Origin of the sequence: Pedobacter sp. Bi126 (assembly GCF_918698245.1) — a bacterium.
Taxonomy (GTDB): domain Bacteria; phylum Bacteroidota; class Bacteroidia; order Sphingobacteriales; family Sphingobacteriaceae; genus Pedobacter.
The window spans coordinates 519667-537270 of sequence record NZ_CAKKMS010000004.1 but is presented as its reverse complement, the minus strand read 5'-3'; the positions used below and the strand labels follow the sequence as shown (position 1 = coordinate 537270).

Annotated in this window: 13 protein-coding genes; 8 read left to right on the top strand and 5 right to left on the bottom strand. The window is 38.3% G+C overall.

The annotated features are described in order from the left end of the window. Positions 1-156: 156 nt before the first annotated feature. The 5 genes from LQ201_RS17165 (at position 157) to LQ201_RS17145 (ending at position 5120) form a co-directional block, all read left to right on the top strand. Positions 157-1053: a DnaJ C-terminal domain-containing protein gene (locus tag LQ201_RS17165; RefSeq protein ID WP_230144630.1), complete on the top strand. Its 897-nt coding sequence runs from the start codon at positions 157-159 to the stop codon at positions 1051-1053. Between the two features lie 5 nt (positions 1054-1058). Continuing rightward, a complete protein-coding gene (locus tag LQ201_RS17160) occupies positions 1059-1364 on the top strand; it encodes a chaperone modulator CbpM (protein ID WP_057932139.1) in 306 nt (101 codons plus the stop codon). Positions 1365-1458: 94 nt separating this feature from the next. Then, positions 1459-3033, top strand: coding sequence for a helicase HerA-like domain-containing protein (locus tag LQ201_RS17155; RefSeq protein ID WP_230144629.1), 1575 nt, complete (start codon positions 1459-1461; stop codon positions 3031-3033). 120 nt (positions 3034-3153) lie between these two features. Continuing rightward, the gene (locus LQ201_RS17150) at positions 3154-4053 is read left to right on the top strand and encodes a sugar phosphate nucleotidyltransferase (RefSeq protein WP_230144628.1); all 900 of its coding nucleotides are present in this window, start codon (positions 3154-3156) and stop codon (positions 4051-4053) included. Further along, on the top strand, positions 4044-5120 hold the full coding sequence (locus LQ201_RS17145; RefSeq protein ID WP_230144627.1) for a phosphotransferase enzyme family protein: 1077 nt from the start codon (positions 4044-4046) through the stop codon (positions 5118-5120). Before LQ201_RS17150 ends, LQ201_RS17145 begins: the two co-directional genes overlap by 10 nt. A gap of 705 nt (positions 5121-5825) precedes the next feature. Here the strand turns inward: LQ201_RS17145 and dnaK are convergent. Continuing rightward, complete coding sequence (gene dnaK / locus LQ201_RS17140; RefSeq protein ID WP_230144626.1) at positions 5826-7736, bottom strand: molecular chaperone DnaK; 1911 nt, start codon at positions 7734-7736, stop codon at positions 5826-5828. 443 nt (positions 7737-8179) lie between these two features. Between dnaK and LQ201_RS17135 the strand changes: the two genes are divergently transcribed. Next, positions 8180-8539 carry a DUF1304 domain-containing protein gene (locus tag LQ201_RS17135; RefSeq protein ID WP_230144625.1) on the top strand — a complete coding sequence of 120 codons (360 nt, stop codon included), beginning with the start codon at positions 8180-8182 and terminating at the stop codon, positions 8537-8539. Positions 8540-8721: 182 nt separating this feature from the next. On the opposite strand, the gene LQ201_RS17130 is transcribed toward LQ201_RS17135, so the two are convergent. Beyond that, positions 8722-9909 carry an SAM-dependent methyltransferase gene (locus LQ201_RS17130; protein WP_230146654.1) on the bottom strand — a complete coding sequence of 396 codons (1188 nt, stop codon included), beginning with the start codon at positions 9907-9909 and terminating at the stop codon, positions 8722-8724. 244 nt (positions 9910-10153) lie between these two features. Between LQ201_RS17130 and LQ201_RS17125 the strand changes: the two genes are divergently transcribed. Continuing rightward, positions 10154-11890, top strand: a complete 1737-nt coding sequence (locus tag LQ201_RS17125) for a GMC family oxidoreductase (protein ID WP_230144623.1) — start codon at positions 10154-10156, stop codon at positions 11888-11890. Positions 11891-11901: 11 nt separating this feature from the next. Continuing rightward, the gene (locus tag LQ201_RS17120; protein WP_230144622.1) at positions 11902-12534 is read left to right on the top strand and encodes a gluconate 2-dehydrogenase subunit 3 family protein; all 633 of its coding nucleotides are present in this window, start codon (positions 11902-11904) and stop codon (positions 12532-12534) included. Between the two features lie 105 nt (positions 12535-12639). Here LQ201_RS17120 and LQ201_RS17115 read toward each other — a convergent pair whose 3' ends face one another. The 3 genes from LQ201_RS17115 to LQ201_RS17105 form a co-directional block, all read right to left on the bottom strand. Next, positions 12640-15609, bottom strand: coding sequence for a glycoside hydrolase domain-containing protein (locus LQ201_RS17115; RefSeq protein ID WP_230144621.1), 2970 nt, complete (start codon positions 15607-15609; stop codon positions 12640-12642). Positions 15610-15924: 315 nt separating this feature from the next. Next, positions 15925-16449, bottom strand: a complete 525-nt coding sequence (gene rplQ, locus LQ201_RS17110) for a 50S ribosomal protein L17 (RefSeq protein ID WP_029278659.1) — start codon at positions 16447-16449, stop codon at positions 15925-15927. A 111-nt stretch (positions 16450-16560) separates the two neighbouring features. After that, positions 16561-17553: a DNA-directed RNA polymerase subunit alpha gene (locus LQ201_RS17105; RefSeq protein ID WP_025145205.1), complete on the bottom strand. Its 993-nt coding sequence runs from the start codon at positions 17551-17553 to the stop codon at positions 16561-16563. Between the last annotated feature and the right edge of the window lie 51 nt (positions 17554-17604).

Genomic DNA, 17604 nt, shown 5'->3' with positions numbered 1-17604 from the left:
AACCTTAACTTTCTCAACTTAATTATAAGGTACTTCAAACTACAAACAAACTACCAACTAAGTGGTTAAGACAATTCCCATTGAAATACACCATTATAAAACCTACATTTATACAATTAAATTGAACATTACTTTTACTTATTTGTTAAAGCCATTATGGACTACATAGACTATTATAAAATCCTCGATTTAAAAAAAGATGCAACAACTGAGGATATTAAAAAAGCTTATAGAAAATTAGCCCGAAAGCACCACCCTGATCTTAATCCCAACAATGAAGAAGCCAATAAAAAATTTCAGCAAATTAATGAGGCAAACGAAGTTTTAAGTGATCCGGAAAAGCGTAAGAAATATGACAAGTATGGTAAAGATTGGCAACATGCCGATCAGTTAGATGCCCAGCAACAGCAGCAAAGGCAATACCAGTCGCAAGGCGGCGGATATGGCGGTAATAGTTATTCAGGAGGTTTTGGAGGCGAAGATTTTTCTGATTTCTTTTCTTCGATGTTTGGCGGAGGCGGAGGCAGGAGCAGTAGAAATTCTCCTTTTAAAGGTCAGGATTACAATGCCGATTTGCAATTGGATCTACTCGATGCGTATACCACACACAAACAGACCTTAACCGTAAACGGCAAACAAGTACGCATTACCATTCCGGCGGGCGTAGAAAATGGGCAGAAAATTAAACTACCAGGTTACGGTGCACCAGGTGTTAACAATGGCCCTCCAGGAGATCTATACATCAAATTTAACATTACAGATCATCCTAAATTTAAACGAAAAGGGAACGACATCTACCTCCAGGAAGAAATAGACCTATATACTGCCATTTTAGGTGGCGAAAAAATTGTAGAAACCTTAAACGGCAAGGTCAAACTTAAAGTGCCAGAGGGAACACAGCCCGATGCTACTTTACGTTTAAAAGGAAAAGGGTTTCCACTTTATAAAAAAGAAAATCAGTTTGGGGATTTATATATCAAGTGGCAGGTAAAATTACCTACCAATCTAAATGTCGAACAAAAAGAACTATTCGAAAAACTTTCCAAATTCTAACCATTATGGGAACCAATCTAATACCTGTAGAAGACATCTGTGCTTACCACCACGTAGAGATCAACTTTATCCAATCGCTTGAAGATTTCGGCCTGATCCACACCACCGTTAAAAAGCAATCGCTCTTTTTGCCAGTTGATGAATTGACCAAATTGGAGCAATATCTTCGTCTAGCACATGATCTGGAAATCAACTTAGAGGGTATTCATGCTGTTTCGCATCTGCTTAATCAATTGCAAAATATGCAGGAAGAAATAACTGCACTTCAGAACGAACTAAATTATTATAAGCAGCTTAACCAACACCATTAAACAACCGTTTGTGCAGTATTTTGCATTAAAAGTGGAAACAAAAACACAATCTTTTTAAGATATCTTTCTTAAATTGGCAATCTAATTTAAAAAAATGAGCGATCTTTCTTCAAAATTCATCGAAAAAATAAAATCAACCTATGCCCCTACAGGCTCGTACATTTATTTAGGCGCCGGAATTTTAGACGGTCAGGTTTACAGTGAAGCTGAGGTTAATTTGTCGCTAAAAATGATGAATAGACATGGTTTAATTGCTGGAGCAACCGGAACAGGTAAAACACGGACCCTACAGTTACTGGCAGAACAACTGTCAGATGCCGGCGTACCTGTTTTTATGTTAGATGTGAAGGGCGATTTATCAGGCTTAAACCAGCCCGGTTCCGTTAATCCAAAAATAGAAGAAAGAGCACAACAGCTCAACAAACCTTTTTCTCCATTAGGCTTTCCCATCGAAATTTACTCCCTTTCGGGTAAAATGGGTTCTCAGATGCGGGCAACGGTATTAGAATTCGGGCCAACACTTTTATCGAAAGTATTAGATTTAAATGATACCCAGTCAGGCGTTATGGCAGTAATATTCAAATACGCCGACGATAACAAAATGCCGATTATCGACTTAAATGATTTAAAGAAATTAGTTTCTTATTTATCAGAAGGTGCCGGAGCCGCCGAAATAAAAAGTAGTTATGGCACCATTTCTACCGCTACTTCCGGTACAATATTAAGAAAAATTGTCGCCATAGAGCAGCAAGGACTAGCAGGTATGTTTGGCGAAAAATCTTTTGACATTGAAGATCTTTTCGAACGTGTTGATGGCAAAGGAACCATCAGTTTGTTAAATATTGCAGATGTTCAAAATCAGCCCGTATTATATTCTACATTTTTATTGAGCTTACTGGCTGAGTTATTTAATACCATGCCCGAAGTTGGCGATTTAGACAAACCAAAACTGATCTTCTTTTTTGATGAAGCACATTTATTGTTCAAAAATTCTTCGAAAGCATTTTTAGAGCAGATTGAAACCATTATCAGGTTAATCCGTTCAAAAGGAATTGGTGTTTTCTTCTGCACCCAGGCACCTACCGATGTTCCTGAAAGTGTTTTAGGGCAATTGGGTAACCGCGTGCAACATGCATTAAGGGCATTTACCCCTAATGATGTAGATGCCTTGAAAAAAACTGTTAATACGTATCCAAAATCAGATTTCTATGAGATCGATAAAATATTAACTTCGCTTGGAACAGGGCAGGCTTTGGTTACCGTATTAAATGAAAAAGGTATACCAACGGAAGTATCTGCTACTATGCTTACCCCACCAAGGGCTGTAATGGGGCCACTTACCGCTGCAGATTTCGATCAGCTTGTTCATGCCAGTTCGAAGTATACTAAATATAAAGATCCTGTCGATCCTGAAAGTGCTTATGATATTTTAACTAAACGCATTAATGAGCAAACTGCAGCAGCAGAACAAGAAAAGCAGGAAGTTGAGGCTCAGAAACAGGCCGAACAGGAAAGCAAGCCTAAACCGGGCGAAAAGAGCCTTGTTGAACAGGTAATGGGCGCAACAATAACACGCCAGATTGGTAAAGAAATTGTTCGCGGTATTTTTGGCATGCTTACAGGAAAGAAAACACGTTCAAAAACCGGTGGTGGACTTTTTGGATTTTAAAAAAACTTATTAATTAACACAATAAACGCTCAAATAACTAATTTCGCAAAATGAAACCATGATGGTGAATTAATCGTTCCATCATCGAGGTCTTCACCCACAAAAAATAATAAATAATAGATGAAACCCACCCTATTAATATTGGCTGCAGGAATGGCTAGCCGTTACGGAAGTATGAAACAAATCGATGGTTTCGGCCCAAATGGAGAAACCATTATCGATTATTCAATATATGATGCAATTAATGCTGGCTTTGGCAAAGTTGTATTTATTATTAAAGAAGAGTTTGTAAACGAATTTAAAGCCATTTTTGAACCGAAGCTTGCAGGTAGAATAGAAACAGATTATGTTTTCCAAAACTTCGATTTAAAACAATTTGGCATAGAAGAAGAAATATATAGGGAGAAACCCTGGGGTACCGCACATGCAATCCTTTCGGGCAGAAACGTAATTAAAGAACCATTCTGTGTAATAAACGCTGATGATTATTATGGTTACGATGCCTTTAAAAAAATGGTCGATTTCTTAACCACCGAAGTAATGGATAGCAATTATTCTATTATCGGCTATGAGATCGGCAAAACCCTATCAGAGTTTGGTGCCGTTTCGCGTGGTGTTTGCCAGGTAGATGAATCTGGTAACTTAAAAGAAATTGTAGAACGTACAAAGGTTTATCCTAAAGATGGCAATATTTTTTACGAAGAAAATGGCGAAGAGTTCCCTTTAGCTTATGAAACGCCTGTTTCAATGAATTTCTGGGGATTTACACCAGCGGTTTTCAAAATTACGGAAGAATTGTTCAGAGAATTTGCTGAAGCAAACAAAGATAAGCCTAAGGCTGAATTCTTTATTCCATTAATTGGCGAAAACCTGGTAAAAAGCAATATTGCAACCTTCAAAGTAGTGCCAACCTCAAACAAATGGTTTGGTGTTACGTATAAAGAAGACAAACCTTATGTTCAGGATAGTATTGACCAATTGGTTAAAAACGGAACATATCCAGAAAAACTATGGAGCTAAATTTAGATTCCGAAGTTTTAAAAGCCTACGGATACGCTAAAGAAAATACAAAAATTACACAAATAGGTACGGGTTTAATTAACCGTACTTATTTGCTTTCACCCCTATCCGAAAAGAAGAAATACATTCTTCAAAATATAAATACTTCGGTTTTTAAATCACCCCAGGCCATTGCCAACAATCTGAGGTCTATTGCCGATTACCTCACCTTCACTTACCCTGAATATCTTTTCATAAAGCCTGTTTCTACAACAAATAGTGAAGAAATGGCGCACATTCATCATCAATACTGGCGGATGCTTCCTTTCGTGCCAAATACCATCTCATTAGAAGTTTTAGCCGATCCTAAGCAAGCATATGAAGCTGCAAAACAATTTGGCAAACTGAGTAGATTATTGGATGATTTTGATGCGAAAACACTTCAGCCTACTATCCCAGGTTTCCACGATTTAGGCTTAAGGTACGAACAGTTTATTTTAGCCCTAAGCCATGCAGAAGAAACATTAAAAGATGAGGCAAAAGCACAAATTGAAGATGCTTTAGCACATAAATATATTTTAGATTATTATACCTCATACTCGCACAGAACTGATTTCCCTGATCGTGTAATGCACCACGATACCAAAATCAGCAATGTTTTATTAGATAATAAGACTTACGAGGGTATCTGCGTAATCGATTTAGACACGATTATGCCTGGTAAATTCATTTCTGACCTGGGCGATATGATGCGTACTTATCTTTGTGCCTTCTCTGAAAATGAAACTGATTTAGATAAGACTAAAATACGCTTACCTTACTTTGAGGCCACGATAAAGGGTTATTTATCCGAAATGAAAAGTATTTTGACAGAAACAGAAAAAGAACTCATCTTATTCTCAGGCAAATACATGATTTATATGCAGGCCCTGCGCTTCTTAACTGATTATTTGAGCGGTAACAAGTACTATCCTATTAGTTACCCCACACAAAATTTAGACCGGACCAAGAATCAGTTTAAACTATTGCAAGAAATTGCTGCGAACGAAAAAGAGTTACAGGATATTATTGAACAGAATTTAATTTAGTTTCAAAATAACCTAGTCGAATCCCCACATACATATGATTTTAAAAAGAAGAAGGTGAAAATAAATAATTTTAAGGTTTGGCTTTTTATTCCTGCCATGTTCATTTTTTGTATTTTCACTTTCATAACGCTTCTTGCAGCTGGAGCTGTTGATGAAGGTACGGATGGCAATAGTACCGTAATACAAGCATTAGCCAAACTATTTTATATCTTTCGTTTTCCTACGCATACCATATTTTTCAACTTTATGGATGGAATTTTCTTCTTTCTCGGACTAGGAATAAATTGTTTATTCTACAGTTTTATAACCGAAAGGATCGTTTCTGCGTTTAGCAAAAAAAATTAAACAATATGCCAATATTTAACCATACCAGGCATTTAAGGAACACATAAGTTCACCTTATCGCTATTCAAACCCTTCCAAAAGTACTAAACGCCCTTCCTAAACCCGACAGCAGCGGCAGCCCCGAATTTTTCATGAGGGCTACAGCGATGGCGGGGCTTTAGTTCCTGAAAAGCACAGAACCATTCATTTCCAAATTCTTTTAACCATATAAGACATATTAGAAACATATAAGCTTAATGGGGTTTTACATCTCTTATATGGTCAATGCTTAAAAGCAAAAAAAGCGCTCCTGAATTTAATCAGAAACGCTTTTATTTTATCCTCCCAAGACTTACGACTCAGGACTCAGACTTAAGACTATTATTTCTTATCGTCTTCTTTTACTTCTTCAAAATCAACATCGGTAACGTTATCGCCACCACCTTGAGGCTGACCATCAGCTTGTGCTTGTTCGCCACCCTGAGGTTGCTCACCAGCTTTGTACATTTCCTCAGATGCTGCGTTCCATGCATTTTGCAATTCAGCTTGTGCTGCATCGATATCTGCAAAGTTACGAGAACCGTGCGCTGCTTTTAATTTCTCTAAACCAGCTTCGATCGGTGCTTTTTTATCAGCAGATAATTTATCACCAAACTCTTTTAATTGTTTCTCAGTTGAGAAGATTAAAGCATCAGCACCATTGATTTTATCAGCTTCTTCTTTCTGCTTAGCATCGTCTGCTGCATTAGCTTCAGCTTCTTCTTTCATTTTTTTGATCTCAGCATCAGTTAAACCTGAAGATGCTTCGATACGGATTTTTTGCTCTTTGCCGGTAGCTTTATCTTTAGCACTAACGTGTAAGATACCGTTGGCATCAATATCAAACGATACTTCTACCTGAGGCACACCACGAGGTGCTGGTGGAATACCATCTAAAATGAAACGGCCAATTGTACGGTTCTGAGCAGCCATTGGGCGCTCGCCTTGTAAAATATGGATTTCTACTGAAGGCTGGTTATCAGCTGCAGTTGAGAAAGTTTCCGATTTTTTAGTTGGGATAGTTGTGTTAGACTCGATTAATTTAGTCATTACACCACCCATAGTTTCGATACCTAATGATAAAGGCGTAACGTCTAATAACAATACATCTTTAACATCACCAGTTAACACACCACCTTGAATAGCAGCACCGATTGCCACAACCTCATCAGGGTTAACACCTTTACTTGGCTCTTTACCGAAGAAAGCTTTAACCGCTTCCTGAATAGCAGGAATACGTGTAGAACCACCTACCAAGATAATTTCGTCGATATCGCTTGTGCTTAAACCAGCATTTTTCAAAGCAGATTTACAAGGATCGATAGTACGTTTAATCAAACTATCTGCCAATTGCTCAAATTTAGCACGGGATAATGTACGTACTAAGTGTTTAGGGCCGCTAGCATCAGCAGTGATGTATGGTAAGTTAATTTCAGTCGAAGTTGTGCTTGATAACTCGATTTTAGCTTTTTCAGCAGCTTCTTTCAAACGTTGTAAAGCCATTGGGTCTTTAGCTAAATCCATACTGTTTTCAGCTTTGAATTCGCTAGTTAACCAATCAATAATAATGTGGTCAAAGTCATCACCACCTAAGTGTGTATCACCATCAGTAGATTTTACTTCGAAAACACCATCACCTAATTCTAAAACAGAAACGTCATGCGTACCACCACCACAGTCAAAAACAACAATTTTCATGTCTTTGTGTGCTTTATCCAAGCCATAAGCTAAAGCAGCTGCAGTAGGCTCGTTAATGATACGTTTTACAGTTAAACCTGCAATCTCGCCAGCTTCTTTAGTAGCCTGACGTTGTGCATCGTTAAAATAAGCTGGTACAGTAATTACCGCTTCAGTTACTTCCTGACCCAAGAAATCTTCAGCAGTTTTTTTCATTTTCTGTAAAATCATTGCAGAAATCTCTTGTGGAGTATATTTTCTGTCGTCGATTTCAACACGTGGTGTATTGTTATCACCTTTAACTACTTTATATGGTACACGCCCAGCTTCTTTCGCACTTTCGTCGTAGCTGTTACCCATAAAGCGTTTAATCGAATATATCGTTTTTGTTGGGTTGGTTATAGCCTGACGTTTAGCAGGCTCGCCAACCTTACGCTCACCGTTTTCTGCAAAAGCAACAATAGACGGTGTAGTACGTTTACCCTCACTGTTTGCGATAACTACAGGCTCGTTGCCCTCCATTACGCTCACGCAAGAGTTTGTTGTTCCTAAGTCTATTCCAATAATTTTTCCCATTGTATTTGTATTTTCTCTTTTTAAAGTATTATAATTTCTACTCCTATTAAACAATGCTTGTGCCAATTGGGTTTTGGCAGATAATACCGGTAAAAGACTGATAAAATGTAAAAAAAGAGGCTATAGTTTACTGACAGCATGACAGAATAAGCTGAAAGGTTAAAGCTTAAAGACTAAAGCAAAGTGCAAATTCCTTAAAATGATCTGAAAATGAAAGTCAGCAGTGCTTCGGAGGCAACAGCCCCGTCCTAAAGGGACTCCTTTGGAGCTAACCGCTTTACTCCGTTTCACTCGTGTCCGCTATTATCGGGTTTATTGAACAGCAGTTTTTAGCGCTTCGGTGATAAAACCACAAGCAGAAATAATGAGTAATCATCTAAATGCCCTCAAAGTTTTATATCTTTAAATCACAATCAATCGGTGCAATCATTTAAATCTGTATAATGCAATTAGCAGCACAAATCGTAATCGGCTTAGTAGCCTTCATCCACATCTATATCCTTTGGTTAGAAATGTTCGCCTGGACCACAAGAGCGCCAAAAGTTTTTAAAACCATACCAAAAGATTTATTTGTGCCAACAAAAACATTGGCAGCAAACCAGGGATTATACAATGGCTTTTTAGCAGCAGGATTAATTTGGTCGTTATGTATAGCCGATCATCACTGGAAATTTTATGTGGCCATATTCTTTTTAACCTGTGTCATTATTGCTGGCATTTATGGTGCAGCCACAGCAAGTAAAAAAATTCTTTATGTACAGTCCATACCGGCATTAATTGCGTTGATTTTGTTGCATCTGTAAGTTCGATACGTCTTATCGGTCGGTGTCTCACCGACTGAAAATATCCGTTTGGTTTGATAGATTCTGATCCCGAATATTCGGGACAGAATGACGATGCTTCCTTATAGCTTAACCTTAGCATCATGATTTCGGCAATGGCTTTGCGTTTCTTTGCGAAAAACTTTGCATTCTTTGCGGTTAAATTAAAGCTCCAACAATCTTTCTAAATGATGATAGCCAATTCCAAAATATTCCTTGCTCGCTTTAATCTTTTGTAAAATCTCCGCTTTTCGCTCTGCACTATGCGCTTTGCTCTTTACCCCCACCACAAGCACATTTTTAGGTGTATGTGCATCCGAAACAAATTCGAAAACTTTGGTTTTATAGCCAAAATATTCTAAGATCAGTGCACGTATCCCATCGGTAACCATTTCGGCCTGACGTTCTAAAAAGATACCATATTTAGTTAAAAACGAAACATCATTCTTCACTTTATTTTGCTCAATCTCTCTCCGGATCTGTTTGTGGCAACAAGGCGCAACAACAATCAGCTCCGCATTGGCTTTTATCCCTTTAAAAATGGCATCGTCGGTAGCGGTATCACAGGCATGTAATGCAATTAAGAGATTCACCTCCTCAGCCTTATAATCTTCAATCGTTCCCTGAACAAAGTTTAATTTATCGAAAGCAGATTTTACAGCAACCTGGTTACACAAATCAACCATATCCTGCCTATATTCCACGCCTACAACTTCAGTTTCGAGCTTTAAAACCGAATGCAGATAATCGTAGAGTGCAAAAGTTAGATAACCCTTACCTGAACCCATATCAGCAACCTTTTTAATGGTTCCTTCTGGCAGCTCTTTAATTAAAGAACTTAAAATTTCGATATAATGGTTAATCTGGCGGAATTTATCCTGCGCATTTTTGAAAACCTTCTCTTCTGCATCGGTGATTTTCAGTTCCGTTAAATAAGACTTTGCCTCTGGTTTAATCAACCTGGCTTTTTCTTTATCGTGACTGGCAGATGGCGCTGCTGCACTTGATGCTTTGCTTTCCCTAAAAACAACCTTGCCATTGTTCAGTTCCTCCAAAATCAGATCCTTTTCGGTGGTAAACAAAGTACCGATTTTAAAACCTTTTTCGAGATAATCGGCAATCAAGCCTATTGCTTCATCAACTGCATAGTTTTTCACCACATCGCGGGTTTTATAGCGATAGGTAAAGGCCAGTTTATCTTCGCGTTTAATCACCACTTTGCGGATAAGAATCTGCTTTAATGCTTCCTCTTCTCCTTTATAGTGTCCTAAAGATACCTTTACAAAAGTTGCTGCATTTAAGCTTTCTTTTAAAGCTATGGTAAATTGTTCTATATATTCTAACACTGGCATCGATAAATTTTAAGGACAAAGATAGTCAAGTTTATCCGGAGCAGAACATATCCATGATAATGTAACAATAGGGCGACCATTTAAGATTTATTTACTTAAAAACGGCTAATCAAGCACTCACGTAATACGATTTAGAAATACGCATGGGCAATATTATCTATATTGATTCCAAAATAGCCGAACACTTCTATTTCAAAAAAATTAGCTTTAGATTAGAGTATATAAAAATAGCTAACCATAATCAATGAGTGACTTTCAGATAAAAAAATCGCCTACCGTTTATGATGCCATTGTTGTTGGCTCAGGTGCGGGAGGTGGAATGGCTGCATATGTTCTGGCACATGCAGGTCAAAAGGTTTTAATGCTCGAAGCTGGTCAAAATTTCGATCCGCGATTAGATTCACATCAATTAAAATGGCCTTGGGAATCTCCTCGTCGTGGTGCCAGTACAACGCGTCCGTTTGGAGATTTTGATGCTTCGTATGGAGGATGGGAATTAGAAGGCGAACCCTATACCCAGAAAAACAAAAGCGAATTCGAATGGTTCCGTTCGCGGATGCTCGGTGGCCGTACCAATCACTGGGGACGAATTTCTTTACGGATGGGTCCGGACGATTTTAAACCTAAAGATGGTTTAACCGATGCCTGGCCCATTACTTACGCGGATGTAAAACCGTTCTACGATAAAGTTGACCGTATGATCGGTATTTATGGAACGGCAGAAGGTTTAGAGAACGAGCCAGACGGAATCTTTATGAAACCGCCAAAACCAAGATTAAACGAACTTTTTATCAAAAAAGGTGCAGAAAAAGCGGGTGTAAAAGTAATTACCGGCCGTGGGTCTGTGCTTACCGAAGCCTTACCCAATAACAACGACCGTGCACCTTGTTTCTACTGCGGTCAGTGCGGAAGAAGCTGCAAGGTTTATGGCGATTTTTCATCATCATCATGTTTGGTGAATCCTGCAGTAAAAACAGGAAACCTTACTGTAATTACCGATGCCATGGTGCGCGAAGTAATTACCGATAAAGACGGTACTGCAAAGGGCGTTTCATACGTAAACCGTAAAGACCTGCAAGAATATCAGGTAAATGGCAAACTCGTTATTTTAGGTGCCAGTGCCTGTGAATCGGCACGTATTTTATTAAATTCAAAATCAACTTCTCATCCAAATGGCCTGGCCAATAGTAGTGGCGTGGTTGGAAAATATCTGCATGACTCTACCGGAGCAAGTGTTTCGGGCTTTCTTCCACAGTTAATGGACAGAAAACGTTACAATGAGGATGGTTTGGGCAGTGTACATATCTATTCGCCCTGGTGGTTAGATAACCGTAAACTAAACTTCCCCCGTGGTTACCACATCGAATATTGGGGTGGCATGGGTATGCCTGCATATGGTTTTGGCGGCGGTGTAGCCCAGATGAACGGAATGGTACCTGGCAGAGATGGCAAAATGAAAGAAGCAGGAGGTTATGGAAAATCGTTAAAGGATGATTATCGCCGTTTCTATGGAACTGGCGTTGGCATGGCTGGTCGTGGAACGGCAATTGCCAGAGAAGACAACTACTGTGAAATTGATCCGGACACCGTGGATAAATATGGTATTCCTGTTTTAAGGTTTAACTATAAATGGGCCAAAGATGAAATTCTACAGGCTAAGCACATGCAGGAAACCTTTCTTTCGATTATGAAAGAAATGGGTGCCGTGGTTACCTCCGAAATTCAGGGCGCAGATACCAATTATGGTTTACTGAACCCAGGAAAAATTATTCACGAAGTTGGAACCATCCGCATGGGCGACGATCCTAAAAAATCGGCGTTAAATAAATATTGCCAGGCACACGACTGTAAAAACCTGTTTGTGGTTGATGCTGGTCCGTTTGTTCAACAAGGTGATAAAAATGCCACCTGGACGATTTTAGCGCTTTCGATGCGTACAGCCGAATATATTTTAGCTCAAAAGAAAAAACAAAACATTTAAAGAATTGCCATATGAACAGACGTGATTCACTAAAAGCATTAGGTTTAACAGCCATCAGCACAACCGTGCTGCTCGATGCCTGTAAACAACCTGAAACAAAAACCGAAGTAGCCGCACCAGAAGAAACTGCAAAAGAAGCCGGAAGAGAACAATGGGAAATAGACCGTGATAAGAAATTAAAAGCTGAAACCTTTTTCACTAAACATGAAATGGCTACCATTACAGTTCTGGCTGATATTATCATTCCTAAAGATGAAGTATCGGGCAGCGCATCTGACGCCAAAGTGCCTGAGTTTATCGAATTTATTGTAAAAGATATTCCTGAACATAAAGTACCGATGCGTGGCGGCCTGAAATGGCTGGATGTGTACAGCTTTAATAAATTCCAAAAATCATTTGTTGAGGCATCCGAGGATCAGCAAATTTCGATTGTAGATGAAATTGCATATCCTAAAAAAGCCAGACCAGAAATGCAGGCTGGTGTAACTTTTTTCAATAGAATGAGAAACTTAACAGCATCGGGTTTTTACACGACAGAAATTGGTGTAAAGGATATTGGTTATGTTGGTAATGCACCAAACCAGTGGGCCGGTGTTCCAGCAGATGTACTGAAACAGTACGGAATGGAGAATGTAAAGGTATAATGCAAAAAATCGTCATTGCGAGGCACGAAACAATCCTACAACTATCGCTACCTTTTAGCGCATTAAGATTGCTTCGTGCCTCGCAATGACGAAAACTTATATAAACTATTCTACTATCAAAATCAAACCTTTTCCTTTTTCAACAGGAACAGATTTTCCATCAGGATAACTTCCCGAAGTTTGAAACTTGTCAATTGAAGGAGCGGCTAATTTTACTTTCCCGGCATCTAACCCCAGCTTGGCCCAATCGATAGTTAAATTAACCTTTACATCTCCTTCTGCCCAGCTTGCTAATGAAATCATTGTTTTACCTTTTTGTTTGTATACAGTTGCCAATACTTTGGGGTTATCAGTTTTAACCGGACAGTTTTCGCTCCAGTAACCGATCATCTCAGATCCTTTTATGCCGAAATTATCCCAGGCTTTCCATAATGGTTTTGGGTCACTTTTGTCAGACCATCCCAAGCGGCTTGTCATGCCGTAAATCATACCACGCCAAGGGTTTCCATCATCCTGTAACATCTCTCCCATTAATCCAAAAGGTATTCCGCTTACCTCTGTTAAAAAGAAATCGGGATTGTTTTTTTGGTAATCGAAATATTCGCCAAACCATAAACGGTTTAAATAAGGAAAATGTTCCAGGTATAAAATGGCACTATTGTTAAAGCCATCACTTTTATTGTATTGATTGGCAGAGTGCAAGTCGATAATACCAGGGTGGTTATCCTGTGTCAACACACGTTTTATACGCTTCATGGTTACACGGTCAAATGCCACATCATCCAGGTAAACACCATCAATCCCAACGTTGTTTACCAACCAATTCATTCCTTCTACGTAATAGTTGTGCCAACGGTTCATTCCGCTGTTAATTACGGCGGCATCTTTTATTTCAGGAACAAACCAGGCAGCAATATAATTGGAATCTAAATGCTCCTGTAACCAGCTAAAGCCTCCTCCTTTACCAGGAGAGTATACTTCAGTACCTAAACTCCTTAAAGCCGGCCACTCGTATGCATGGTTAGAAAGTTCGCGAACAGTATTGTAAATTTTAACTTTTAATCCTTTTGAATGTGCATTACCGATATAATCTTTCATCTTTTTCCATTCGATAAATGGATAATTGATCCAAGGGTTGATCGGCGTGGCATGGTGAATGTTCACCACCGTTGCACCTTTAGCTTTGATCGTATCTAAGTCACCATATTTATGATAGAAACGGTTGTCCCATTGAAAATCGGTGTTAAGTAGATGGAATGGTGTGATCAGTAAATTGAAATTATAATATAACACATCGCCTTTTTTCATGCTTCTTGCACCGGTAAAGTTATCAGCCAGCATCGAACTGCCCTTAACATTGATCTGGATACCACCTTTATCTCCATTACCCCACGATTTAGGCAATAATAAGGGCTTTTGAAGATAGAAATTAGTATTAAGCGGGCGAACATAGTTTTCGTCTCTTAAGTTGTAATAAAGGCCTGCATTTACATTCCCGATCCAAACGGCATCCTGATTTTTATTCGCTACATCCCATTTCCATTTTACGGTATCTGGTCTAACGCCACCTTTTTCACCTAAGCCCATCAAATATTTTGTAGAATTCTTATCAAAAGGGATATGAAAATCGACATTACTGAAATCGACATCTTTTAAAGCCGTTACTTTAATTACATAATGTACATAGCCATCAAACTCTAAAGCACCTTCTAAATCCATTTTCAGGTTTTCAGAAGTATTGGTGACCTTCCATTTTACCGTTCCAGCTTCTTTATCGGTAATCTGAAAATTGCTTGGTACAAATTTCTCCTGCGTTTTTGGCGTATTAAAGAAGTGAAAGTGAATAGGTTCTGCCAGGATATTATTAGGTTTTGCGCTGTAAGCCGTCATCTCAGCATTAAAGAACGTTTGAATCTGCTTAGGGAAACCATCGGCATTGATTTCGAACTTTCTACCTAAAAGCGAGATTACATTCCCATCAACTGTTAGTGGCGTATATGGTGCTACAACCGTATTCGCTTGTGCTAAAGTAGAATTTAGCCAAGTTAAGCGGGTCTGTTTATTTGGGGTTCCTACCCCAGCATCGGCTAAAACTTCATTACCCACTATAATTTTGACATCGATTACTTTCGATTTCCCATTGGCTTTAACCGTAAATTTTCCAGCATAAATACCTGCAACAATATTTTTAGGAATGTTAACTGTGATCCACATCGGCTGAATTTTGCCAGAGGCTACATTTACGGTTTCAACCAAAGGTTTGTTATCATAACTTGTTCCATTGGTATTTAAGCAGTTAATATATTTTGAAGAAATTACTTTTCCGGCTGCATTTTTTAAATCGCCAAAGCTAACCATTACATTTTTCAGGTCTTTCAGAGCAAATACGCCTAATTGAAAAGCATAGTTTTCACCTTTACCAGCCGATGCTGTAAAAGTATTTGCAGCGCCTTTCTGCACCCAGCGATAAGGTAAATCGTTCTGCATTTTGATTGGAAACATTCTGTCCTCTGGAAAAACGACAAAAGCTTCTGAAGCATATTTGGCCTTGATTGCAGCCGTTTCTTTGCCAGTGGCAATTACTTCCATTGGATAAAAAGAATTGAAAGCATCGATAGACTGGATCTCTACAACAGATGTATTCACTTTAACCTGTTTTGCCGCCGTTAACCATGCCTGGTCAGTCTGTTTGGGCTTTAAGTAAACTCCTTTCGGATAATTACTTCTTCCCTCATTTTTATAAGGGAGGTAGTAAACATAATATTTTCCAGCTCCAGGTGCTTCAAAATAAATATCAGCACTTTCTCTTGTCAATTTACCTGTGCCAACAACCGAAACAGTTTTGCCACTGGCATCTTGTACGATAATTCCTTTTAGTTCTGGATGTTCATCTCTCCGGCGCCAATCGATTTTAGCATGGGCAATTTTGCCTGTACCAGCAAACCGCACCACAACTCTGTGGTTACCTAACGAATCAGGGTTCCAGGCATTGTTACCATTGGTGTATTTTAGTGTTTGTGCATTAAGAGATAACTGTCCGAAAAGACAGAGTAATAGAAAAAGCCTGAATTTCATTTCAAATTTGTTTTCGGCTAATTTATAGATACCTAGCTAAAATTAAGCTATGTAATGAAAAAATGAGACAAACGTTTGATTGATTGGTTCATTAGTTCACTGGTCAATAGTTCATCAGTGGCTATCATGTGCCTATGGAGTTATGCCATAGATTGATAGTGGTGTCAGATGTTTCCATCTGACACATAGAAGAAATTCTTAAGATCTAATTTATTTTTAACAAACCGTCAGATGGTAACATCTGACAGCACAAAACGGCACAAAAAAAGTCCTGCTCTTTCGAACAGGACTTTTTTGATCTTAAGGTGAATAAAATTATTCTCCTTTTGGTTCTTCAGTAGCAGGAGCTTCTTCAGCAGGAGCAACTTCTTCGGCAACTTCGGCTTTCGCTTCAGCAGCTTTAGGTGCAGCAGTAGCTTTACTTCTACCACGACGAGTTGTTTTCTTCTCTTCTTTAACTTCTGCATCTTTACCGTAAACTGTATTGTAGTCTACCAATTCAATTAAAGCCATTTCAGCGTTATCACCTAAACGGTTGTTTAATTTAATGATACGAGTGTAACCACCTGGACGGTTTGCAACTTTCTCAGCGATTTCGCGGAATAAAATTGTTACTACTTCTTTATCTTGTAAATAAGCAAATACCGTACGACGTGAGTGAGTAGTATCATTTTTTGATTTAGTGATAATTGGCTCAACATAAGTACGTAAAGCTTTAGCTTTAGCTAAAGTTGTTGTAATTCTTTTGTGCAAAATAAGTGATGAAGCCATGTTAGCTAACATCGCCTTTCTGTGGCTTGCGGTTCTACCTAAGTGGTTTACTTTTTTACCGTGTCTCATTGTTTTTTAATTGAGTGTATACCGTCTCGTTGCAATTAAGCGGAGGGAATTATACACTGTGAAATAATATTTTGTTCAACGCTTTGCGCTAAGCGCATGGCGCCATGCTTTTTATTCTTCGTCTAATTTAAATTTAGACAGGTTCATACCAAATGATAAACCTTTTGATTTTACTAATTCTTGGATCTCTGTTAAAGATTTTTTACCGAAGTTTCTGAATTTTAACATATCAGCAACATCGTAAGAAACTAAATCAGCTAAAGTACGGATATCAGCAGCTTTTAAGCAGTTTAATGCTCTAACTGAAAGATCCATATCTACCAATTCAGTTTTAAGGATTTTACGCATGTGTAAAATTTCCTCGTCAACTTCTTTAGTTTCTTCTTTAGCTTGAGATTCTAATACTAGATTTTCATCAGAGAATAACATAAAGTGTTGGATAAGGATTTTAGCCGCTTCTTTTAATGCTTCTTCTGGATGAATTGAACCGTCAGTAGAGATATCTAAAACCAATTTTTCATAATCCGTTTTTTGCTCAACACGAAAGTTTTCGATCGTGTATTTAACATTTTTCATCGGAGTATAAATCGAATCGATTGCGATTACACCTACAACAGCATCAGCAACTTTATTTTCTTCAGCAGGTACATAACCACGTCCTTTATTGATGGTTAATTCCACTTCCAAAGTAACAGATTTATCCATATTGCAAATTACATGCTCAGGGTTTAAAACTGTAAAGTTGTTAGAGAATTTAGTGATATCACCAGCTTTAAACTGATCTTGACCATTAACGATGATGAAAACTTTTTCAGAATCACCTGAATCACCTGTTTTCTTAAAACGAACTTGTTTTAAGTTTAAGATAATATCAGTTAAATCTTCTACAACACCTTTCATGGTAGAAAACTCGTGAGATACGCCTGAAAAACGAATAGTAGTAATAGCATAACCTTCTAATGAAGAAAGTAAAATTCTTCTTAAGGCATTACCAATTGTTACACCGAAACCGGGCTCTAAAGGACGAAATTCAAATGTGCCATCGAAATCAGTTGATTTCTGCATGATCACTTTGTCTGGTTTCTGAAATGCTAAAATTGCCATTTATAATTTTTTAAATTCGTTATTGAATATATAGTAACATGAAAAAAGTTA